This is a genomic window from Acinetobacter sp. V115_6, from assembly GCF_031799025.1.
Classification (GTDB): domain Bacteria; phylum Pseudomonadota; class Gammaproteobacteria; order Pseudomonadales; family Moraxellaceae; genus Acinetobacter; species Acinetobacter pittii.
Genome location: NZ_JAVQNO010000019.1, coordinates 141,365 through 160,185, shown reverse-complemented (window position 1 = coordinate 160,185; position 18,821 = coordinate 141,365). Strand labels below are relative to the sequence as shown.

Sequence of the window (18,821 nt, the reverse complement as noted above, 5' to 3'; positions counted from 1 at the left end):
TCTTTTTTAACAGTTTGTATTGTCAATGTTTCTTTTTTAATCTCTGGAAAATCCAATAACATCCTCCAAAGATTGCTCCGCCAATTGCCCCATATAGATGAGCTTCAGTTAAAACTGGACTCCCTATTAGTTGAGCAGTTCCTGTTTGCCCAAAAGTGTTTTCCCATATGAGTTTGGCAATAATTAACCCTAAAACCAGCAAAGCAAAATTTCGCTCTTTACGATATTGCAGATAGACCAAAGCAACCGCTGTATATAGTCCATGTAAGACACCAGACAGACCTGCGTAAGCTTCGATATAAGGTAAATAAAAGTAGAACACCAAACTAATAAAGGGTGGCAACAGCAAAAGTAGACTTAGAAGATGCCATGCTTTTGTATGTGGAAAAATAAAGGGTAAACAAGCGAATGCCATCATATTTAAAAGGAAATGAACCCATCCAACGTGTACCCAATGTGCAGTCCACAAACGCCAGAATTCGCCAAGTAAACTTTCGCGCCAATAAATAAAAGTATCAGGAAACACCTGTAGACATGCAGATATGGAAATGCACACTGCGACCAAAAGCACTTTACTATTCAGTACATGATCCTTCATGGCACACTCCTTGAAATTAAACTTCTTACAATTATTGTAGAACTTAACAATAGACTCGCAAGAAGTTAGTCTTTCAAATATTCGTTACTGCGCTGCTGGTGGAGCAGATGAATCCGTAGGAACCTCAGAAGCGGCTCCCCCATCAAACAACTCATCTAGCTCTGCTGCACCTTCATTTTTATCATCCCAGAAATGAGACATACCATCATCTCCGGTACGTACACCAGTATGCTCAGTCCAGTAACGGTCAGAGATACCACGTACAATAAGACCAGCCATACTATCGATTAACTTAAAGTTCGGATTGACAGGTTTGTCATCAGCTTGAGATGCTGCATAGGTTCTTAATGCATCACGGATTTTTGCATCATCACCGCTTGCTTGAGCAGCTACAGCATATAAGGCATGAGATAGGCGAACACCTTTTTTCTCACCAATCTGAATTGACTGTTTTAAAGTTTGGTACGGATCAGGTTTCCCTTCATCAGCACCTGGCAATAAAGTCCAGATAACAGCACGCGTTGCGTTAGGTGCGCCCCAGAATTTTTCATTATCTAGACAAACCATGCCACGCTCTACAATAGCAGCGATATCTTTAGGAACATTGACTGCACCGCCTGAGTTAATATCGTTGGTCACAGCCTGAAGACCACTGATCATGCCAAGTAAATAAACAGTTTGATCAGTATCATTACGCATCGTTGGGCAAGAATCACCTAAGTGATATTTATATTTAGATTCCCAACGATCAGCAAATAACTTATAACCCGTATATTGACGTTCAGCAGCAATTGCTGCCCAACGCTTTTGTGCAATACGTGCATCTTGGGCTTCTGTCACTTGACCAGCTTTTGATGCGCGCAAATAACGTAATTCTGCTTCTAAAGCCTGATTTTCCGCACATACACCTGATGCTGCATACATTAATACTGCAACACGTGTCGGATCTGCACCCATCCCTTTAGTAGACATGATTGCAGGTGTTAAAGCACTACCGGTATTACATACCATTTCAGCATCTTGCATTGCCAAAATAGGTGGAACGACGTGCTTTTCCGTAAAACCTAGAGCAACATTTGCTCCGGTTTTCACAACGTATGAACAACCTGATAAAACTGAAGCTGCAAGAAAACTCACCGCCAAACCTTGGCTTATTTTTTGGACTTTAGACATCTTCCTGTCCTCTATGTAATTTGTTTTTTCCTTTTCAGATGTACATTAGCAGATGCATATCTTGAATAAAAGAGTAATTACTCTAATTGTAGCGCTTATACTTTGACACACTTCACAGCAGATAAAATTGACAGTTTTTCGAGGAAACAGAAATTTTAGGCAAAAAAAAGTAGCATTGCGACGGTTCAGCACATGCTACTTATTAACTGGGATAAGCTTTTAACGGCTTATATTATTTTTGTTCTATATAATCCTTAAGTAAAGTTCCTGCTCTTCCTACTACTACAGCCATAACGACTGCAATTAACAGAAACATCCACATTGAAATCTCCATGAGAGACCTCCTTACTACAATCGCACCCAGTTATAAACTGGACACTTGATGAAATTAATCGATTAACCAATTTTAATAATTGACTGATCGACGACCTTGCATCCTCTGTCTCTTAACCTTGTTAAAACTAACTTTGTTAAGATGTTCCCTGAGTAAAGTTCCTGCTCTTCCTATCACCACTGCCAGAATTATGGCAATGACCAAGAACGACCATGTTGGCATCTCCATTTTGAGACCTCCGACACACTTTACGTTGGTGTTTGTACTTTAACCGATCAAATAGTTACCCATAGGTGAAATTGTCAGACAATTGTCTTTCCTTGGCTTTTTTCTATATTTTAATTAGACAATCCGAAGTTTAATGAAGAAAATAATTATTAAACTTTTGTTTTTTATAATTTTTAAATAAATATACAATTGTAGAATTGTCTAACAATTAATAGAGTTTTTCTAGAACTTTTAATCTTTTCCACTGCTGAATGGGAAGCTGATCGAACCATACAATAGCTATATTCTTAGGAGCCTCTTCAAGATAAATAACTACAAATAACTGATAATCAATTATTTTAGTAATTTCCGCACGGTAAATTTCTTTTTTTGAGAAATATTCAACTGACCATAATTTTTGATCTAAATATTCAATTTGAGATATTTCTTCTTGCTTTAAAAAGAAAATAAAACCAATAAATAGAAGAATGACAGCACATAGCCACCATATCGGCGTTAATAATTGATAAAGCAGGATTGCTAAACCCAAACCAACAAAAAGCTGAAATATTACCGAGATACGGCTATATTTCAGCTCAAAATTTAATTCTTTTATCAAAACAGTTTAGCCATGTACATACTGTTTTAGTTTATAAATAAATTCACGTAACTCAGTACGTGGAGGTTCAGAAACTTCCATGAACCAATCTAATAAATCCGGATCTTCTTGATCGACTAACTCTGCAAATAATGCTTTTTCTGCTGGATCAGCTTTTAAATAATAGTTTTTTACATACGGGTCAAAATAGACGTCAATTTCTTTTAAGCCGCGGCGTGCTCGATAAATTACTTTACGTTCTTCCAAGGTCATTTCGTCAGACATTTACGTCCCCATCTGTGTTGATAGTGCGCCTAGTTTACCTGATCACATCCTAAAGATCGCTAAAAATATCAAATTGACCAAATTTATCATCTTATCCGCATAATTGAGCATTCATCACATTGTTAGGCATGAAATGCTTACGTATGTTTAGGGCATAACATCACACCTGAACCAAGGAAGAAATACAAATGCAATCTGGTGCCATCCGTCCTATTCCAAATATGTTACCAAGACAATTATTCAATGAAGAACACGAAGCCTTCCGTGAGACAGTGCGTAAATTCTATGAAAAGGAAGTCGTTCCCAATATAGAGAAATATGAAAAACAGCAACATGTTGACCGAGATCTTTGGAATAAAGCTGGAGAACTAGGTCTTCTTTGCACCACAATGCCAGAGGAATATGGTGGCTCTGGGGTAGATCGCCTATACAGTATGATTCTTATTGAAGAACAAGCGTATGCGATGGACTCAAGTACAGGTTTTTCTCTACATTCCGATATTGTTGCTAATTACGTTAATAATTTTGGTAATGAAGAGCAAAAACAAAAATGGTTACCCAAAATGGCAACTGGAGAAGTTGTTACTGCTATTGCAATGACGGAACCAGGCACTGGCTCAGATTTACAAGCGGTAAGAACCACCGCCGTACTTGAGGGTGATGAATATGTCATTAATGGTTCTAAAATTTTTATTACAAATGGCTACTTATGCGACATGGCCGTAGTTGTTTGTAAGACTGGTAATAGTGAGAAAGGTTCGGCGAACTTATCCTTAATTATTGTAGAAGCAGACAGAGCTGGTTTTAGTAAAGGTAAACCACTAAACAAAATTGGTATGAAAGGCCAAGATACCTGCGAATTATTCTTTGATAACGTTCGCGTTCCTAAAGAAAACCTTTTAGGCATGGAAGGTATGGGCTTTATCATGCTCATGAAAGAATTAGCATGGGAACGAATGTTAGTTGCTATTATTTGTCAGGCAGGTGCTGAAGCAGCATTTGCACATACCGTCCAATATACAAAAGATCGCAAGGCATTTGGTAAACCTATTGGCGCATTTCAAAATACGCGCTTCAAACTTGCGGAACTTAGAACAGAAATCGATTTCTGTCGTACTTATTTAGATCGTTGTATGGAATTACAACTTGAAGAAAAATTGAGTGTCGAAGCTGCAGCAGCTGCTAAATATAAAATTTCTGATATGTTCTCAAAGATTGTAGATGAATGTCTTCAATTACATGGCGGTTATGGCTATATGCTTGAATATCCAATTGCACGTGCATACATTGATCATCGAGCAAATCGAATTTATGCAGGTACAAATGAAATCATGAAAGAATTAATTTCAAGAACACTTTAATACCTTCAATAAAAAAAGGGGCATTACGCCCCTTTTCTTATTTCATACGAATTAAGATACTAATTTTGGTTTACGCTCATTTGCTTCAGAACGCTTATGAAAATGAAGAATGCCATCTTCAAATTTTGCATTTTTCAAAGACTTTCTATCTTCTAAATAGTTATTAGTCACCTGCCATGGAGCACGCTTACCTTGTTTAGGAAGTTCATGTGCTGCACGGTTAATATAACCTGAAGATAATTTACCCATTACAGTATCTTCTTCCATCACAGTCTTATCACCCGATGGAATCACTTCATCATAACTATTTTTGTCCATATAGTTTAATAAGCGACAAATATATTCGGCAGCGATATCTACTTTGAGTGTCCATGAAGCATTCACATAGCCAATAATCATAGCCATATTCGGCACATCACTTAGCATTATGCCGTTATAAAGCATATGTTCAGATGAGTTGATTGGCTTCCCATCAAGAGTTGCCTGAACTCCGCCCATAATCTGAACCTGTAATCCTGTTGCAGAAACAACGATATCAGCATCAAGATGCTTGCCAGATTTAAGTAAAATACCTTTTTCAGTAAATTTCTCGATCTGATCAGTTTCTACACTTGCTTTGCCTTCACGTAAAATCTTAAATAAGTCACCATCTGGCACTACACATAAACGCTGATCCCAAGGATTGTATGAAGGTGTAAAATGCTTCATATCAACCTTACCTTTAAGCTGCACTTCAATTGCTTTTAAAAGTAAACGACGTACAGTTTTAGGATGTTTCTGAGACAGCGCATAAATAGCGCGCTGCATACCAATGTTGCGAGCACGGGTAAATTTATAAGCTGCTTCTTCAGACATAAATTTACGCGTTTTTTCATAGATGAAATCGATAGAAGGAACGCTAGCAATATACGTTGGTGAACGTTGCAACATGGTCACATGACCTGCCCCACCTTTAGCCATTGCTGGTACTAAAGTAATCGCTGTTGCACCACTACCGATAATAACCACCTTTTTACCTGTGTAATCTAAGTTTTCAGGCCAATGCTGTGGGTGAATAAGCTGCCCTTTAAATGCTTCTTGATTTGGGAAAGAAGGCGCATAACCCTGATCATAATTATAGTAACCTGTACAACCTACAACAAAGTTGGTAATCCAAGTCTGCTGTTTTTTATTGCTATCTTCGACTACAACCTGCCATTTTTTTGAAGCTGAATCATAATTAGCAGAAAGTACGCGATGACCAAAATGAATTTTTTCTTTTAATTTAAATTCATTAATTACTTCACCTAAATATCCTTTAATAGAAGCACCATCAGCTAATACATTCGCTTTACACCATGGTTTAAAGTTGAAACCAAAAGTAGACATATCTGAATCTGAACGGATACCAGGATAACGGAAAAGATCCCACGTTCCACCAAAAGACTCACGACGTTCTAAAATCTCGAATTGTCGTTGTGGTGAATTTTTTGACAAATGGGCAGCGATTCCGATTCCTGAAATACCTGCGCCAATGATTAAAATATCAACTTGCTTTTCCATTTTATTTTTATACCCATTGTTGAGAATATAAGTTTATTAAAACACAATTTTGACAATACACAATGTCAAGTTTGACCGTTTATCTGCTTTTTTATGTCACTTGAGGACATTTTTATAATTTATTTTGTGACTAGAAATAAAAAAGACCGGTATAAAACCGGTCTTTTTTGAATAAAATCAATTATTCAGCTGAAGTGTTTACTTCACGATCTACAAGCTCAACGTAAGCCATCGGTGCTGCATCACCAGCACGGAAGCCCGCTTTAAGAACACGTAGATAACCGCCGTTACGTTCTTTGTAACGAGGGCCGAGTACGGTAAATAATTTACCAACAGTTGCAGCATTACGAGTACGAGCAAATGCTAAACGACGATTTGCTACAGTATCGTTTTTTGCTAGAGTGATTAAAGGCTCAGCAACACGACGTAATTCTTTAGCTTTAGGCACAGTTGTTTTGATCAACTCGTGTTCAAATAAAGAATTAGCCAAGTTTTGGAACATCGCTTTACGATGGCTGCTTGTACGGCCTAATTTCACACCACTATTACGATGACGCATGGTGATAGTCCTACTTAATTAACGGCTACGATAGGCAAAACGGTCGTCCATACGAAGACTAGCTGGTGGCCAGTTTTCAAGACGCATACCGAGTTGTAAGCCTTTCGATGCCAAAACATCTTTGATCTCTGTTAACGATTTTTTACCAAGGTTAGGAGTTTTTAATAACTCAACTTCAGTACGTTGAACAAGATCACCAATGTAGTAAATATTTTCTGCTTTCAAACAGTTAGCAGAACGAACAGTAAGCTCTAGATCATCTACTGGGCGAAGCAAGATTGGGTCAACTTCTTCACGAGGCTCTTGAGCAACTGGAGTTTGGTCTTTCTGAAGATCAACAAAAATTGCAATTTGTTGTTGCAAGATTGTTGCCGCTTTGCGGATTGCTTCTTCAGGATCAACCGTTCCATTTGTTTCAAGGTCGATTACCAGTTTATCTAAATCGGTACGTTGTTCTACACGCGCATTTTCAACGGTGTAAGAAACACGCTTAATCGGGCTATAAGAAGCATCTAATTGCAAACGACCAACAGGACGTGTTTCACCTTCAGGGAAACGAGAATCAGATGTTTCATAACCACGACCTTGAGCAACTTTCAAGCGCATTTTTAATGAGCCTGAAGCACTTAAAGTACCGATTAAATGTTCTGGGTTAACCACTTCAACATTATGAGGTAAACGAAGGTCAGCAGCAGTAATATCGCCAGGACCTTGTTTCTCTAATGTTAAATATGCTTCATTTTGATCGAACAGCTTAATAGACAATCCTTTTAGGTTCAGCAAGAGCTCGACGATGTCCTGCTGCAAGCCTTCTAAAGTACTGTACTCGTGCTCGACACCTTCTATTTCTACTTCAACCACAGCAGCGCCAGGTAAAGAAGACAATAGAATGCGACGTAAAGCATTACCTAGAGTGTGGCCAAAACCACGCTCTAAAGGTTCTAGAATCACTTTTGCCGAGGTCCCGCTTACCGCTTCGACCTTGATCGCTTGCGGAGTTAGAAACTCGTTTGCAGTACGCGTCATTATTGCTACCTCAAGGATTATTTAGAATACAATTCTACAATCAAGCTTTCGTTGATTTCAGCAGGTAAATCAGAACGATCTGGTGCAGCTTTAAACGTACCTTCAAGCTTAGAATGATCAACTTCGATCCAAGCTGGAATACCACGTTGTGCAGCTAACTCAATCGCGTTTTTAATACGCAATTGTTGTTTAGCACCTTCGTGAACCGCAATTACATCACCAGCTTTAACTTGAATAGATGCGATGTTTACACGACGACCATTCAAAGTAATGCTACGGTGACTTACTAACTGACGAGCTTCTGCACGTGTAGAACCAAAACCCATGCGATAAACAACGTTATCAAGACGGCTTTCAAGCAATTTCAACAAGTTCTCACCTGTTGCGCCTTTAACACGAGCTGCTTCTTTATAGTAGTTACTAAATTGACGTTCTAACACACCGTAAATACGACGGACTTTTTGTTTTTCACGTAATTGTAGTGAATACTCAGATTGCTTACCACCGCGTGCCTGACCATGTTGACCAGGTGCTTTGTTAGCTTTTTTAGTTTTGACGTCAAATGGTTTAACGCCAGATTTAAGTTGCAGGTCTGTCCCTTCGCGGCGAGAGAGTTTGCATTTTGGACCAATATAACGAGCCATGAATGTTTCTCCTTACACGCGACGTTTTTTAGGTGGACGGCAACCGTTGTGAGGAATTGGAGTCACATCGGTAATGCTGTTAATCTTATAACCCACTGCGCCTAATGCACGAACCGCAGACTCACGACCTGGACCTGGACCTTTTACAAGGACGTCCAGATTTTTCAAACCGTAATCTAAAGCTGCTTTACCAGCAACTTCAGCAGCTACCTGAGCAGCAAACGGAGTTGATTTACGTGAACCACGGAAGCCTTGTCCACCTGAGGTGGCCCAAGCCAATGCATTACCTTGACGATCAGTAATCGTAACAATGGTGTTATTAAAAGACGCGTGAATGTGTGCAACACCTTCAGAGACGGTACGAGTGACCTTCTTGCGTGTGCGAGTATCTTTAGCCATCTTTTAGCTTCCAGAAATCTTACTTTTTAATCGGTTTGCGCGGACCTTTACGGGTACGTGCGTTAGTTTTGGTGCGTTGACCACGGACAGGCAAGCTGCGACGATGGCGAAGGCCGCGGTAGCAACCCAAATCCATTAAACGTTTAATGTTCATGGAAATTTCGCGACGTAAGTCACCTTCGGTAGGAACCTTAGCAACTTCTGCACGAATCGCATCAAGCTGAGCATCGTCCAACTCACGGATCTTAGTAGTTTCAGTAATACCAACTGCAGCTAAGATATTCTTAGCAGTGTGGCGACCGATACCAAAGATGTAAGTGAGGGAGATAACAGCATGCTTGTTATCCGGAATGTTTACACCGGCAATACGAGCCATTCACTTTCTCCAAAAAGGCAGTAGAGATAATCAACCGCCCCACAAAAATCTTGAGGGGCGGATATTAACCCAATTCGCCTACTGAAATCAACAGGTCTTGATTAGATTAACCTTGACGCTGCTTATGACGAGGTTCTGCGCTACAAATTACGCGAATAACCCCATTACGACGGATAACTTTACAGCTACCACAAATTTTCTTTACAGAAGCTTGTACTTTCATGATGAAACCTCTAAGTGCGCTTATCCCTTAGGATGAGCAGTCGTTTTTCTCATTAATGTTTGATTATCATATTGATGAGATGTTAAATGCGCTTGTAGCTGAGCCATAAAGTCCATAACCACGACAACTACGATCAATAATGAGGTACCACCTAAATAGAATGGAATCCCAAAAGAGCTTTGTAGAATCATTGGCATTAAACAAATGACCGTAATATAAATCGCACCAATAAACGTCAAACGATTAAGAATATGATCTAAGTAACGAGCAGTTTGCTCACCTGGGCGAATACCAGGCACATAAGCTCCGCTGCGTTTTAGATTTTCTGATACTTCCTTAGGGCTAAATACTAAAGCCGTATAAAAGTAACAGAAAAAGATAATTAACGCACCAAAGAGCACCAAATACAAAGGCTGTCCAGGCGACAATACTAAAGCTAAATCTTGTAAGCTGCTTTTAATAAAACCAGCATTTGGATCTGCACTTCCCACCCATTGACCAAGACTTGCTGGGAACAAGAGTAAAGAACTTGCAAAAATCGCAGGAATAACACCAGCCATATTAATTTTTAATGGCAAATGCGTCTGCTGTGCTGTAAATATACGACGACCTTGTTGCTTTTGCGCATAGTTTACTGGAATGCGACGTTGTGCTTTTTCAATAAACACAATAGCTGCCAATACACCTAAAGACAAAAGACCAAAGATTACAAGACCAATTAAACTTGTCTGACCATTATCTACAGAAGAAACTGATTGCATAATTAGTTTAGGCAAACCAGCGACAATACCTGCAAAAATAATCATTGAGATACCGTTACCAATACCTCTTTCAGTGATTTGCTCACCTAGCCACATTAAGAACATAGTTCCAGCGACAAGTGAAGTTACTGCTGGAATGTAAAACGCAAGACCAACTGACAGAGTAATACCCTGACCAATCAAACCTGCACACATACCAACTGCTTGAACCACTGCAAGCAACAATGTGCCCTGACGTGTATACTGATTAATTTTACGCTTACCTTGCTCACCTTCCTTTTTCAAGGCTTCAAGTGATGGAATCACAGTAGACATTAACTGCACAATAATTGACGCAGAAATGTACGGCATAATCCCTAAAGCAAGAATAGACATTCGCTCTAAAGCACCGCCAGAAAACATATTGAATAGCCCAAGAATAGTTCCTTGGTTCGCATGAAATAAATTTTCTAACGCAGCATTATTAATGCCTGGTACTGGAATATGCGCTCCTAGTCGAAAGACCAGCAATGCACCGATTAGAAAACTCATCCGGCGAATAATTTCACGGTATTTCACATGAAATGGCTGACCTTTCATCATGTTGACATGACCTGAAGAACTAGGAGACATAGACACTCGAGATTACTCCTCGACTTTACCGCCAGCTGCTTCAATCGCAGCTTTAGCGCCTTTAGTCAATGCAACACCTTGAACAGTGAATGCACGAGTGATTTCACCAGAAAGTACGATACGAGCACGAATTTGGTCACGACGAACAACATTCGCAGCTTTCAAAGTTTCTAGGCTAACGATGTCGCCTTCAACTTTGCTTAACTCAGATAAACGTACTTCAGCAGTTTTTAAAGCGATTTGGCTAGTGAAACCGAATTTAGGTAAACGACGATAAATCGCAGTTTGACCGCCTTCAAAGCCTGGACGAACGCCACCACTTTTACGTGATTTTTGACCTTTGACACCACGGCCACCAGTCTTACCAACGCCAGAACCGATACCACGGCCTAAACGACGGTGTTCACGTTTTGCACCTTCTGCAGGCGCAAGTTCATTTAAACGCAGAGTCATGGCTTATTCCTCTACACTAACCATATAGTAGACTTTGTTGATCATACCGCGGTTAGAAGGCGTATCTTGCACTTCTACAGTATGACCAATACGACGCAGACCTAAACCTTGTAAGCAAAGCTTGTGATTTTTCAAGCGATGTGAAGAAGATTTAGTCTGGGTAACTTTAATCGTTTTCATGATTGATTACCCTTGAATTTCTTCTACTGATTTACCACGTTTCGCAGCGACTTTCTCAGGAGAAGTCATATCACGCAAACCTTTGAAAGTTGCGTTTACTACGTTTGCAGCATTAGTAGAACCATAACATTTAGCAAGTACGTTATGTACACCTGCAGCTTCTAGAACGGCACGCATAGCGCCACCAGCGATTACGCCAGTACCTTCAGAAGCAGGTTGCATATATACACGGCTTGCACCATGACGAGCATTCACAGGGTGTTGTAAAGTAGTACCTGCAAGGTCTACAGTAATCATGTTGCGACGTGCAGCTTCAAGTGCTTTAGAAATAGCAGCTGGAACTTCACGAGCTTTACCACGACCAAAACCAACACGACCATTACCATCACCCACAACAGTTAATGCTGTGAAAGAGAAGATACGACCACCCTTAACAACTTTGGCTACACGATCAACGGCAACCAGCTTTTCAACAAGACCTTCGTTTTGTTCAACTTTAGCCATGATTAGAACTCCAAGCCGTTTTCACGAGCAGCATCAGCCAAGGCTTTGATACGACCATGATATTTAAAACCAGAACGGTCAAATGCAACTTTAGTTACACCAGCTGCTTTCGCACGCTCTGCGATTAAAGCGCCTACTTTAGTAGCCGCGTCTACATTACCTGTAGTACCGCTACGTAAAGATGCATCCAAAGTTGAAGCTTGCGCTAAAACTTTGCCACCATCTGCTGAAATAACTTGAGCATAGATGTGACGCGGAGTGCGGTTTACACACAAACGAGTCGCACCCAATGCACGAATGTGCAAGCGTGTGCTTTTCGCACGACGCAAACGGGATTGTTTCTTTTCGTTCATAAGAACCTCGCGCCTTATTTCTTCTTAGCTTCTTTACGAAGAATGACTTCATCCGAATAACGAACACCTTTACCTTTATATGGTTCAGGAGAACGATATGCACGGATTTCTGCCGCTACTTGACCTAACAACTGCTTGTTTGCTGATTTCAAAATGATTTCAGTAGCAGTTGGAGTTTCCGCTGTTACACCTTCAGGTAAAGCGTAGTCAATTGGGTGTGAAAAACCAAGGTTAAGGTTTACAACAGTACCTTTAACCGCAGCTTTATAACCAACACCAACTAGCTGCAACTTACGTTCGAAGCCTTCACTAACCCCTTTAACAAGGTTATTCAATACAGCGCGAGCAGTACCAGCTTGCATCCAAGCATCTTTCGATTCTTTAACTGGAGCAAGTTGAAGTTTACCTTCTTCCTGTTTTAGCTCGACCAGCGCATGCAGGTTGAAAGACAATGTACCTTTGCTGCCTTTCACTTCGACCTGCCGGCCGTTCTGAGTAACTGCTACACCATTAGGTACAGTTACTGGGGCTTTAGCCACACGAGACATGAGGAATCACCTATTAAGAAACAAAAGCAATAACTTCACCACCAACGCCCGCAGCACGTGCAGCGCGATCAGTCATGATGCCTTTGCTTGTAGAAACAATTGCAATACCTAAACCTTGCTTAACGCTTGGAAGTTTATCTTTACCACGGTATTGGCGAAGACCTGGACGGCTTACGCGTTTAACCATTTCGATAACTGGTTTGCCTTCGAAATATTTTAAAGTAATTGTCAAAGTAGATTTTGTCTCTTCTTGAGCAACTTCTACATTTGAAATATAACCTTCTTGTTGAAGTACGTTTGCAATTGCAACTTTCAACTTAGAAGAAGGCATAGAAACAGTTTGTTTCTTAGCCATTTGTGCGTTACGAACACGTGTTAGCATGTCGGCAACGGTATCTTGCATACTCATTTAGTCGCTCCTTACCAGCTTGCCTTAACAACGCCTGGTACATCACCCTGCATTACTGTGTCACGTAATTTGTTACGGCTTAAACCGAACTTACGGAAGTAACCATGAGGACGACCAGTTAAACCACAACGGTTACGAAGACGTACCGGAGATGCATTACGTGGCAATGCTTGTAACTTTAACATCGCTTCGAAACGCTCTTCTTCACTTGCATTTACGTTTGCAATCGTAGCTTTTAATTCAGCACGTTTTGCAGCGTATTTAGCAACTGTTTTTTCGCGTTTCAATTCGCGATTAATCATACCTTTCTTAGCCATATCGACCTCTTATTTGAACGGGAAGCCGAATGCACGCATAAGCGCACGGCCTTCGTCATCGGTGCGAGCAGTCGTAGTAATAGTAATATCCATACCACGAATACGATCAATCTTATCGAAATCGATTTCAGGGAAAACGATTTGCTCTTTCAAACCCATTGAGTAGTTACCACGACCATCAAATGATTTCGAAGAGAAACCACGGAAGTCACGGATACGAGGGATTGCGATTGAGATCAAACGGTCCAAGAATTCGTACATTTGGTCGCCACGTAAAGTAACTTTACAACCAATCGGCCAACCATCACGGATTTTGAAACCAGCGATAGATTTACGAGCAAGAGTAATTACTGGTTTTTGACCAGCAATTAATTGCATGTCGACTACAGCACCATCTAATAATTTCTTATCAGTTGCAGCTGCGCCTACACCCATGTTTAGGGTAATTTTTGTGATGCGTGGAATTTCCATCACGTTCTTAATGCTAAGTTCTTCTTGTAACTTTGCTTTAAGTTCTTCGTTGTAACGTGCTTTAAGTCTGGCCATTGCCTTTTCAACCTATTACTTCGCTACCGCCACTGATTCACCATTTGATTTATAAACGCGAGTTTTCACGCCATCAATCACTTGGTAACCAACACGGTCAGCCTTCTGGGTTGTAGCATTTAAAATTGCCACGTTTGAAATATGAAGCGAAGCTTCTTGAGTAACGATACCGCCTTCAGCGCCAGTTACACGATTCGGCTTTTGATGCTTCTTCACTAAGTTAAGGCCTTCAACCTTAACGCGGTCTTCAGAAACAGACAATACAGTACCCTGTTTGCCTTTTTCTTTACCTGCGATCACGATAACCTGATCGCCTTTTTTAATCTTAGCCATGATTGCCTCTTATAGAACTTCAGGAGCCAATGAAATGATTTTCATGAACTGTTCAGTACGAAGTTCACGAGTCACTGGTCCGAAGATACGAGTAGCAATCGGAGCTTTGTTGTTGTTCAGGATAACTGCAGCATTATCATCAAAACGGATCACAGAACCATCTGGACGACGAATGCCGAATTTAGTACGAACTACAACCGCATTCATCACGTCACCTTTTTTAACACGTGCGCGTGGGATTGCTTCTTTTACAGTAACTTTAATAATGTCGCCAACAGAAGCATAACGACGATGTGAACCACCAAGTACTTTAATACATTGTACGCGGCGAGCACCACTGTTGTCTGCTACGTCGAGCATAGTTTCGGTTTGAATCATTGCCCTACTCCAAAACCGAGCATCACCGGTCACAATTTCGAAAGGCTCAAAGAGTACTCGAAATTGACCGATGATGCAACAAGAACGTCGAATTACTCAGCAGCTGCTTCAACTACTTCCACTAAAGTCCAAGCTTTAGTTTTAGAAATTGGGCGGCTTTCTTTAATGGTCACAACATCGCCAAGTTTAGCAACATTGTTCTCATCATGAGCGTGTAACTTAGTTGAACGGCGAATTGATTTGCCATACAACGGGTGTTGAACGCGGCGTTCGATAAGAACAACAATAGACTTGTCCATTTTGTCGCTTACTACTTTGCCGGTTAACGTGCGGACTGTTTTTTCACTCATTGTCCGTTCCCCTGTTTTTCGGTAAGGAGTGTCTTAATACGAGCAATTGTCTTACGAGCAACTTGCACTTCATGCGATTTACCCAACTGACCAGTTGCTTTCGCCATACGAAGACGGAATTGATTAAGCTGTTGCTCATCAAGCAAAGCTTTCAACTCTTCTACCGATTTTTCACGTAGATCTTTAGTTTTCATTACATTACCGTCCGAGTCACGATAGTGGTTTTAAACGGAAGTTTAGCAGCAGCTAAAGCAAATGCTTCACGCGCTAACTCTTCGTTCACACCTTCAATTTCGTACAGGATCTTACCTGGTTGGATCTGGCAAACCCAGTACTCCACGCTACCCTTACCTTTACCCATACGCACTTCAAGAGGCTTTTGAGTAATTGGTTTATCCGGGAATACGCGAATAAAGATTTTACCACCACGCTTAATACGGCGGCTAATAGTACGACGTGCAGCTTCAATCTGACGAGCAGTCATACGACCACGTTCAGTTGCTTTGATTGCAATCGAACCAAATGATACTGTACTACCACGATGCGCTAGACCAGTATTACGGCCTTTGTGCACCTTACGGAATTTGGTACGTTTAGGTTGCAACATGGATTATTCTCCCTTGTCAGCAGCACGGTCACCGCGACGACCACGACGCTCTTGACCTTCACCACGACCACGACCACGTTTAGCTGGACGATCTTCAGCAGGAGCAGGGTTCATGACTTGTTTCATGCCACCTAAAATCTCGCCACGGAAAATCCAAACTTTAACACCAATCGTACCGTAAGTTGTTTCTGCACGCATAGTTGCATAGTCAATGTCTGCACGTAGCGTATGTAAAGGTACACGACCTTCACGATACCATTCTGTACGAGCAATCTCTGCACCACCTAAACGGCCAGACACTTCAACTTTGATACCTTTAGCACCAGCACGCATAGTGTTTTGAACCGCACGCTTCATAGCACGACGGAACATTACACGCTTTTCTAATTGAGAAGCGATTGCTTCAGCAACTAAACGCGCATCTAAGTCTGGGCGATCAATTTCGTTGATACTTACTTGCGCTGGAACACCCATAATGCTGGTAAGTTCGCGCTGTAATTTCTCAATATCTTCGCCTTTTTTACCGATTACGATACCAGGACGAGCTGTGCTAATAGTTACTTTAGCAGCGCCTGATGGACGTTCGATAAGAATATTGCTTACCATCGCATTCTTAAGTTTTTTAGTTAAAAACTCACGAACTTGAAGATCTTTAAGCAAGTATTCAGCGTATTGTTTCGGATTCGCATACCAGTTAGCGTTATGACGTTTCACAACACCTAGGCGGATACCGATTGGATGAACCTTCTGACCCATATCAAACCCCTACCTTAACGGTGATGTGACAAGTACGCTTAGTAATACGATCTGCACGGCCTTTAGCACGTGGCATAATACGCTTAAGGCTCATGCCTTCGTCAACGTAAATCGTAGATACTTTAAGATCGTCAACATCTAAACTGTTATTGTGTTCAGCGTTTGCAATCGCAGATTCCAATGCTTTTTTTACTAAAACAGCAGCTTTTTTATTGCTGAAGTTTAAGATATTTAAAGCATGCGCAACAGATTTGCCGCGAATAAGATCTGCAACCAAACGTGCTTTCTGTGCCGAGATAGCGGCACCGCGTAATTTAGCAGTTACTTCCATCATGACACCTATTAACGTTTAGATTTCTTGTCAACACCGTGACCACGATAGGTACGAGTTGGCGCGAATTCACCGAGTTTATGACCAACCATATGCTCAGTAACAATTACTGGAACGTGGTTACGACCATTATGAACAGAAATTGTTAAACCAACAAAATCTGGAAGGATCATCGAACGACGAGACCAAGTTTTAATCGGCTTGCGAGAGTTACTAGCAACAGCCGCTTCAACCTTAGCGAACAAGTGCGCATCGACGAATGGGCCTTTTTTCAGAGAACGAGGCATTAGTCAGATTCCTTTACTTGACGCGACGGTCGCGAATAATCATCTTAGTCGTACGCTTATTGGTACGTGTCTTGTACCCTTTAGCTTTTTGACCCCATGGGCTTACAGGTTGAATACCTTTGTTACGCCCTTCACCACCACCGTGCGGGTGATCAATCGGGTTCATCGCCATACCACGTACGGTAGGACGAACACCACGCCAGCGCGAAGCACCAGCTTTACCCAATGAACGAAGGTTGTTTTCTTGGTTAGAAACTTCACCAATTACAGCGCGGCATTCAACATGTACTTTACGCATTTCGCCTGAACGAAGACGAATAATTGCGTAAGAACCATCACGACCCAACAACTGAACAGAAGCACCAGCAGAACGCGCTAATTGCGCACCCTTACCAATTTTAAGTTCAACGTTATGAAGTGTAGAACCGATCGGCATATTACGAAGTGGCAAGCAGTTACCTGGACGAATTGGAGCATCGTTACCAGATTGTACTTTATCGCCAGCACGTAAGCCTTTAGGTGCGATGATATAACGACGCTCACCATCAGCATATTTCAACAAAGCAATATGTGCTGTACGGTTTGGATCGTATTCAATACGCTCTACAACAGCTGGGATGCTGTCTTTGTTACGTTTGAAGTCAACGATACGGTAGTGCTGTTTATGACCACCACCAACGTGACGAGTAGTAATGTGACCGTTGTTATTACGACCACCAGTACGTTTTTTAGCTTCAACCAACGGTGCGTAAGGAGCGCCTTTGTGAAGATGGTCATGAACCACTTTCTCTACAAAGCGACGTCCTGGAGACGTTGGCTTACATTTTTGAATCGGCATAATTTTCGTCCTTATTCCGCTGCGCTTTCAGCGGTATCGCCCAAGTCAGCCATTTCAACATCTTGGCCAGCTTTCAGGGTGACGTATGCTTTTTTAACATCAGAACGGCGTCCCAATGTACGACCAAAGCGCTTAGTCTTACCTTTAGTAATAGTTGTGTTAACTTTAACAACTTCTACACCAAAAAGTTTTTCAACTGCTTTTTTGATTTCAAGTTTAGTAGCATTGATGTCTACTTTAAATACTTGAACACCAACAGTATCACCTAATACTTGTGCCTTTTCTGAGAAGACTGGTCCTTTTAGGACTTGATAGATACGTTCGTTGTTCATCCGAGTTCTACCTCAATTTTCTTAGCAGCAGCTACAGACATCACAACTTTATCAAACGCGATCAAGCTTACAGGATCGATTGCAGTTGCATCTACCACATCTACATGCGGAAGGTTGCGTGCTGCAAGATATAAGTTCTCATCTACAGCGTCAGTAACGATTAATGCACGAGCAGCATTTAAGTCGTTAAGCTTTGCAAGCAATTCTTTAGTTTTTGGAGCTGCAACTGCAAACTCTTCAACCAATACAAGACGATCTTGGCGAACAAGTTCAGCTAAGATACATTGCATTGCACCGCGGTACATCTTACGGTTTACTTTTTGAGACCAATCTTGTGGACGAGCAGCAAAAGTTTTACCACCGCCAACCCAGATAGGGCTACGAATAGAACCCGCACGAGCACGACCAGTACCTTTTTGACGGAATGGCTTTTTACCACCGCCAGAAACGTCTGCACGTGATTTTTGAGCACGAGTACCTTGACGACCACCTGCTAAGTAAGCAGTAACAACTTGGTGTACAAGAGCTTCGTTAAATTCACGTCCGAAAGCAACTTCAGACAATTCAACAGCAGAGCCGGAAACAGTTTTCAAATTCACGG

The 18,821-nt window shown here is 41.2% G+C and carries 31 protein-coding genes and 1 pseudogene; 1 reads left to right on the top strand and 31 read right to left on the bottom strand.

Annotated elements, in window-relative coordinates:
* Positions 1-22: 22 nt before the first annotated feature.
* The 4 genes from rrtA to RMA94_RS07570 all read right to left on the bottom strand — a co-directional run bounded on the left by rrtA (position 23) and on the right by RMA94_RS07570 (position 3,195).
* Positions 23-598, bottom strand: coding sequence for a rhombosortase (rrtA, locus tag RMA94_RS07585; RefSeq protein WP_005067290.1), 576 nt, complete (start codon positions 596-598; stop codon positions 23-25).
* A gap of 84 nt (positions 599-682) precedes the next feature.
* The gene (locus RMA94_RS07580; protein ID WP_202744799.1) at positions 683-1,771 is read right to left on the bottom strand and encodes a hypothetical protein; all 1,089 of its coding nucleotides are present in this window, start codon (positions 1,769-1,771) and stop codon (positions 683-685) included.
* Positions 1,772-2,541: 770 nt separating this feature from the next.
* On the bottom strand, positions 2,542-2,931 hold the full coding sequence (locus RMA94_RS07575; RefSeq protein ID WP_311082404.1) for a hypothetical protein: 390 nt from the start codon (positions 2,929-2,931) through the stop codon (positions 2,542-2,544).
* Between the two features lie 6 nt (positions 2,932-2,937).
* A complete protein-coding gene (locus RMA94_RS07570) occupies positions 2,938-3,195 on the bottom strand; it encodes a succinate dehydrogenase assembly factor 2 (RefSeq protein ID WP_002117064.1) in 258 nt (85 codons plus the stop codon).
* 188 nt (positions 3,196-3,383) lie between these two features.
* Here RMA94_RS07570 and RMA94_RS07565 point away from each other — a divergent pair, with 188 nt between their 5' ends.
* Positions 3,384-4,556: an acyl-CoA dehydrogenase family protein gene (locus tag RMA94_RS07565; RefSeq protein WP_002116790.1), complete on the top strand. Its 1,173-nt coding sequence runs from the start codon at positions 3,384-3,386 to the stop codon at positions 4,554-4,556.
* A 51-nt stretch (positions 4,557-4,607) separates the two neighbouring features.
* Here the strand turns inward: RMA94_RS07565 and RMA94_RS07560 are convergent, their stop codons facing one another.
* The 27 genes and pseudogenes from RMA94_RS07560 to rplD form a co-directional block, all read right to left on the bottom strand.
* Complete coding sequence (locus tag RMA94_RS07560) at positions 4,608-6,098, bottom strand: NAD(P)/FAD-dependent oxidoreductase (protein WP_213385301.1); 1,491 nt, start codon at positions 6,096-6,098, stop codon at positions 4,608-4,610.
* A 181-nt stretch (positions 6,099-6,279) separates the two neighbouring features.
* Positions 6,280-6,657: a 50S ribosomal protein L17 gene (gene rplQ / locus RMA94_RS07555; protein ID WP_002049717.1), complete on the bottom strand. Its 378-nt coding sequence runs from the start codon at positions 6,655-6,657 to the stop codon at positions 6,280-6,282.
* Positions 6,658-6,675: 18 nt separating this feature from the next.
* Complete coding sequence (locus tag RMA94_RS07550; protein WP_002116730.1) at positions 6,676-7,683, bottom strand: DNA-directed RNA polymerase subunit alpha; 1,008 nt, start codon at positions 7,681-7,683, stop codon at positions 6,676-6,678.
* Positions 7,684-7,700: 17 nt separating this feature from the next.
* On the bottom strand, positions 7,701-8,327 hold the full coding sequence (gene rpsD / locus RMA94_RS07545; protein ID WP_000135204.1) for a 30S ribosomal protein S4: 627 nt from the start codon (positions 8,325-8,327) through the stop codon (positions 7,701-7,703).
* 12 nt (positions 8,328-8,339) lie between these two features.
* Positions 8,340-8,726: a 30S ribosomal protein S11 gene (gene rpsK / locus RMA94_RS07540; RefSeq protein WP_001040166.1), complete on the bottom strand. Its 387-nt coding sequence runs from the start codon at positions 8,724-8,726 to the stop codon at positions 8,340-8,342.
* Positions 8,727-8,745: 19 nt separating this feature from the next.
* Positions 8,746-9,102: a 30S ribosomal protein S13 gene (rpsM, locus tag RMA94_RS07535; RefSeq protein ID WP_000090815.1), complete on the bottom strand. Its 357-nt coding sequence runs from the start codon at positions 9,100-9,102 to the stop codon at positions 8,746-8,748.
* 106 nt (positions 9,103-9,208) lie between these two features.
* Positions 9,209-9,325: a 50S ribosomal protein L36 gene (gene rpmJ, locus RMA94_RS07530; protein WP_000867907.1), complete on the bottom strand. Its 117-nt coding sequence runs from the start codon at positions 9,323-9,325 to the stop codon at positions 9,209-9,211.
* 20 nt (positions 9,326-9,345) lie between these two features.
* Positions 9,346-10,665, bottom strand: coding sequence for a preprotein translocase subunit SecY (gene secY / locus RMA94_RS07525; RefSeq protein WP_014207743.1), 1,320 nt, complete (start codon positions 10,663-10,665; stop codon positions 9,346-9,348).
* A gap of 45 nt (positions 10,666-10,710) precedes the next feature.
* Positions 10,711-11,151, bottom strand: coding sequence for a 50S ribosomal protein L15 (gene rplO / locus RMA94_RS07520; protein WP_002116985.1), 441 nt, complete (start codon positions 11,149-11,151; stop codon positions 10,711-10,713).
* Positions 11,152-11,154: 3 nt separating this feature from the next.
* Complete coding sequence (gene rpmD / locus RMA94_RS07515) at positions 11,155-11,331, bottom strand: 50S ribosomal protein L30 (RefSeq protein ID WP_000849088.1); 177 nt, start codon at positions 11,329-11,331, stop codon at positions 11,155-11,157.
* A gap of 6 nt (positions 11,332-11,337) precedes the next feature.
* Positions 11,338-11,835, bottom strand: a complete 498-nt coding sequence (gene rpsE / locus RMA94_RS07510) for a 30S ribosomal protein S5 (protein ID WP_001141025.1) — start codon at positions 11,833-11,835, stop codon at positions 11,338-11,340.
* A 2-nt stretch (positions 11,836-11,837) separates the two neighbouring features.
* Entirely contained in the window at positions 11,838-12,188 is a 351-nt protein-coding gene (gene rplR / locus RMA94_RS07505) for a 50S ribosomal protein L18 (RefSeq protein ID WP_002049741.1), read from the bottom strand.
* A gap of 14 nt (positions 12,189-12,202) precedes the next feature.
* Positions 12,203-12,736, bottom strand: a complete 534-nt coding sequence (gene rplF / locus RMA94_RS07500) for a 50S ribosomal protein L6 (protein WP_002116801.1) — start codon at positions 12,734-12,736, stop codon at positions 12,203-12,205.
* A 13-nt stretch (positions 12,737-12,749) separates the two neighbouring features.
* Positions 12,750-13,145 carry a 30S ribosomal protein S8 gene (gene rpsH / locus RMA94_RS07495; protein WP_002049732.1) on the bottom strand — a complete coding sequence of 132 codons (396 nt, stop codon included), beginning with the start codon at positions 13,143-13,145 and terminating at the stop codon, positions 12,750-12,752.
* A gap of 11 nt (positions 13,146-13,156) precedes the next feature.
* Positions 13,157-13,462 (bottom strand): 30S ribosomal protein S14, encoded by a 306-nt coding sequence (gene rpsN / locus RMA94_RS07490; protein ID WP_002049689.1) that lies wholly within the window; start codon positions 13,460-13,462, stop codon positions 13,157-13,159.
* A gap of 9 nt (positions 13,463-13,471) precedes the next feature.
* Complete coding sequence (gene rplE / locus RMA94_RS07485) at positions 13,472-14,008, bottom strand: 50S ribosomal protein L5 (RefSeq protein WP_002116961.1); 537 nt, start codon at positions 14,006-14,008, stop codon at positions 13,472-13,474.
* A gap of 15 nt (positions 14,009-14,023) precedes the next feature.
* Positions 14,024-14,341 (bottom strand): 50S ribosomal protein L24, encoded by a 318-nt coding sequence (gene rplX, locus RMA94_RS07480; RefSeq protein ID WP_002116820.1) that lies wholly within the window; start codon positions 14,339-14,341, stop codon positions 14,024-14,026.
* Between the two features lie 9 nt (positions 14,342-14,350).
* A complete protein-coding gene (gene rplN / locus RMA94_RS07475) occupies positions 14,351-14,719 on the bottom strand; it encodes a 50S ribosomal protein L14 (RefSeq protein WP_001982634.1) in 369 nt (122 codons plus the stop codon).
* 92 nt (positions 14,720-14,811) lie between these two features.
* Positions 14,812-15,069 (bottom strand): 30S ribosomal protein S17, encoded by a 258-nt coding sequence (rpsQ, locus tag RMA94_RS07470; protein WP_002116661.1) that lies wholly within the window; start codon positions 15,067-15,069, stop codon positions 14,812-14,814.
* Entirely contained in the window at positions 15,066-15,263 is a 198-nt protein-coding gene (gene rpmC / locus RMA94_RS07465) for a 50S ribosomal protein L29 (protein ID WP_000849928.1), read from the bottom strand. Before rpmC ends, rpsQ begins: the two co-directional genes overlap by 4 nt.
* On the bottom strand, positions 15,263-15,676 hold the full coding sequence (gene rplP, locus RMA94_RS07460) for a 50S ribosomal protein L16 (RefSeq protein WP_002049688.1): 414 nt from the start codon (positions 15,674-15,676) through the stop codon (positions 15,263-15,265). Before rplP ends, rpmC begins: the two co-directional genes overlap by 1 nt.
* Positions 15,616-16,432: pseudogene (rpsC, locus tag RMA94_RS07455) on the bottom strand (30S ribosomal protein S3). The gene rplP and the pseudogene rpsC overlap by 61 nt, the downstream one beginning before the upstream one ends.
* A gap of 1 nt (position 16,433) precedes the next feature.
* Entirely contained in the window at positions 16,434-16,763 is a 330-nt protein-coding gene (gene rplV, locus RMA94_RS07450; RefSeq protein ID WP_001982638.1) for a 50S ribosomal protein L22, read from the bottom strand.
* An 11-nt stretch (positions 16,764-16,774) separates the two neighbouring features.
* Complete coding sequence (gene rpsS / locus RMA94_RS07445; RefSeq protein WP_001138119.1) at positions 16,775-17,050, bottom strand: 30S ribosomal protein S19; 276 nt, start codon at positions 17,048-17,050, stop codon at positions 16,775-16,777.
* Between the two features lie 13 nt (positions 17,051-17,063).
* The gene (gene rplB, locus RMA94_RS07440) at positions 17,064-17,888 is read right to left on the bottom strand and encodes a 50S ribosomal protein L2 (protein WP_002049686.1); all 825 of its coding nucleotides are present in this window, start codon (positions 17,886-17,888) and stop codon (positions 17,064-17,066) included.
* Between the two features lie 11 nt (positions 17,889-17,899).
* Positions 17,900-18,220, bottom strand: coding sequence for a 50S ribosomal protein L23 (rplW, locus tag RMA94_RS07435; RefSeq protein WP_002049693.1), 321 nt, complete (start codon positions 18,218-18,220; stop codon positions 17,900-17,902).
* Positions 18,217-18,819, bottom strand: a complete 603-nt coding sequence (gene rplD / locus RMA94_RS07430) for a 50S ribosomal protein L4 (protein WP_002049755.1) — start codon at positions 18,817-18,819, stop codon at positions 18,217-18,219. Before rplD ends, rplW begins: the two co-directional genes overlap by 4 nt.
* Positions 18,820-18,821: the final 2 nt, after the last annotated feature.

Coding starts and splice junctions, on each gene's coding strand:
- RMA94_RS07570 (WP_002117064.1), bottom strand. CDS start 3,195: ATGTCTGACGAAATGACCTTGGAAGAACGTAAAGTAATTTATCGAGCA.
- rplX (WP_002116820.1), bottom strand. CDS start 14,341: ATGGCTAAGATTAAAAAAGGCGATCAGGTTATCGTGATCGCAGGTAAA.
- RMA94_RS07560 (WP_213385301.1), bottom strand. CDS start 6,098: ATGGAAAAGCAAGTTGATATTTTAATCATTGGCGCAGGTATTTCAGGA.
- rplW (WP_002049693.1), bottom strand. CDS start 18,220: ATGAACAACGAACGTATCTATCAAGTCCTAAAAGGACCAGTCTTCTCA.
- rplF (WP_002116801.1), bottom strand. CDS start 12,736: ATGTCTCGTGTGGCTAAAGCCCCAGTAACTGTACCTAATGGTGTAGCA.
- rplN (WP_001982634.1), bottom strand. CDS start 14,719: ATGATTCAAACCGAAACTATGCTCGACGTAGCAGACAACAGTGGTGCT.
- rplB (WP_002049686.1), bottom strand. CDS start 17,888: ATGCCGATTCAAAAATGTAAGCCAACGTCTCCAGGACGTCGCTTTGTA.
- rpmJ (WP_000867907.1), bottom strand. CDS start 9,325: ATGAAAGTACAAGCTTCTGTAAAGAAAATTTGTGGTAGCTGTAAAGTT.
- rpsH (WP_002049732.1), bottom strand. CDS start 13,145: ATGAGTATGCAAGATACCGTTGCCGACATGCTAACACGTGTTCGTAAC.
- rpsS (WP_001138119.1), bottom strand. CDS start 17,050: ATGCCTCGTTCTCTGAAAAAAGGCCCATTCGTCGATGCGCACTTGTTC.
- rpsE (WP_001141025.1), bottom strand. CDS start 11,835: ATGGCTAAAGTTGAACAAAACGAAGGTCTTGTTGAAAAGCTGGTTGCC.
- RMA94_RS07565 (WP_002116790.1), top strand. CDS start 3,384: ATGCAATCTGGTGCCATCCGTCCTATTCCAAATATGTTACCAAGACAA.
- rplP (WP_002049688.1), bottom strand. CDS start 15,676: ATGTTGCAACCTAAACGTACCAAATTCCGTAAGGTGCACAAAGGCCGT.
- rplR (WP_002049741.1), bottom strand. CDS start 12,188: ATGAACGAAAAGAAACAATCCCGTTTGCGTCGTGCGAAAAGCACACGC.
- rplO (WP_002116985.1), bottom strand. CDS start 11,151: ATGACTCTGCGTTTAAATGAACTTGCGCCTGCAGAAGGTGCAAAACGT.
- secY (WP_014207743.1), bottom strand. CDS start 10,665: ATGAAAGGTCAGCCATTTCATGTGAAATACCGTGAAATTATTCGCCGG.
- RMA94_RS07580 (WP_202744799.1), bottom strand. CDS start 1,771: ATGTCTAAAGTCCAAAAAATAAGCCAAGGTTTGGCGGTGAGTTTTCTT.
- rpmC (WP_000849928.1), bottom strand. CDS start 15,263: ATGAAAACTAAAGATCTACGTGAAAAATCGGTAGAAGAGTTGAAAGCT.
- rrtA (WP_005067290.1), bottom strand. CDS start 598: ATGAAGGATCATGTACTGAATAGTAAAGTGCTTTTGGTCGCAGTGTGC.
- rpmD (WP_000849088.1), bottom strand. CDS start 11,331: ATGAAAACGATTAAAGTTACCCAGACTAAATCTTCTTCACATCGCTTG.
- rplE (WP_002116961.1), bottom strand. CDS start 14,008: ATGGCCAGACTTAAAGCACGTTACAACGAAGAACTTAAAGCAAAGTTA.
- RMA94_RS07550 (WP_002116730.1), bottom strand. CDS start 7,683: ATGACGCGTACTGCAAACGAGTTTCTAACTCCGCAAGCGATCAAGGTC.
- rpsD (WP_000135204.1), bottom strand. CDS start 8,327: ATGGCTCGTTATATTGGTCCAAAATGCAAACTCTCTCGCCGCGAAGGG.
- rpsQ (WP_002116661.1), bottom strand. CDS start 15,069: ATGAGTGAAAAAACAGTCCGCACGTTAACCGGCAAAGTAGTAAGCGAC.
- rplQ (WP_002049717.1), bottom strand. CDS start 6,657: ATGCGTCATCGTAATAGTGGTGTGAAATTAGGCCGTACAAGCAGCCAT.
- rpsM (WP_000090815.1), bottom strand. CDS start 9,102: ATGGCTCGTATTGCCGGTGTAAACATTCCGGATAACAAGCATGCTGTT.
- rplV (WP_001982638.1), bottom strand. CDS start 16,763: ATGGAAGTAACTGCTAAATTACGCGGTGCCGCTATCTCGGCACAGAAA.
- rpsK (WP_001040166.1), bottom strand. CDS start 8,726: ATGGCTAAAGATACTCGCACACGCAAGAAGGTCACTCGTACCGTCTCT.
- rpsN (WP_002049689.1), bottom strand. CDS start 13,462: ATGGCTAAGAAAGGTATGATTAATCGCGAATTGAAACGCGAAAAAACA.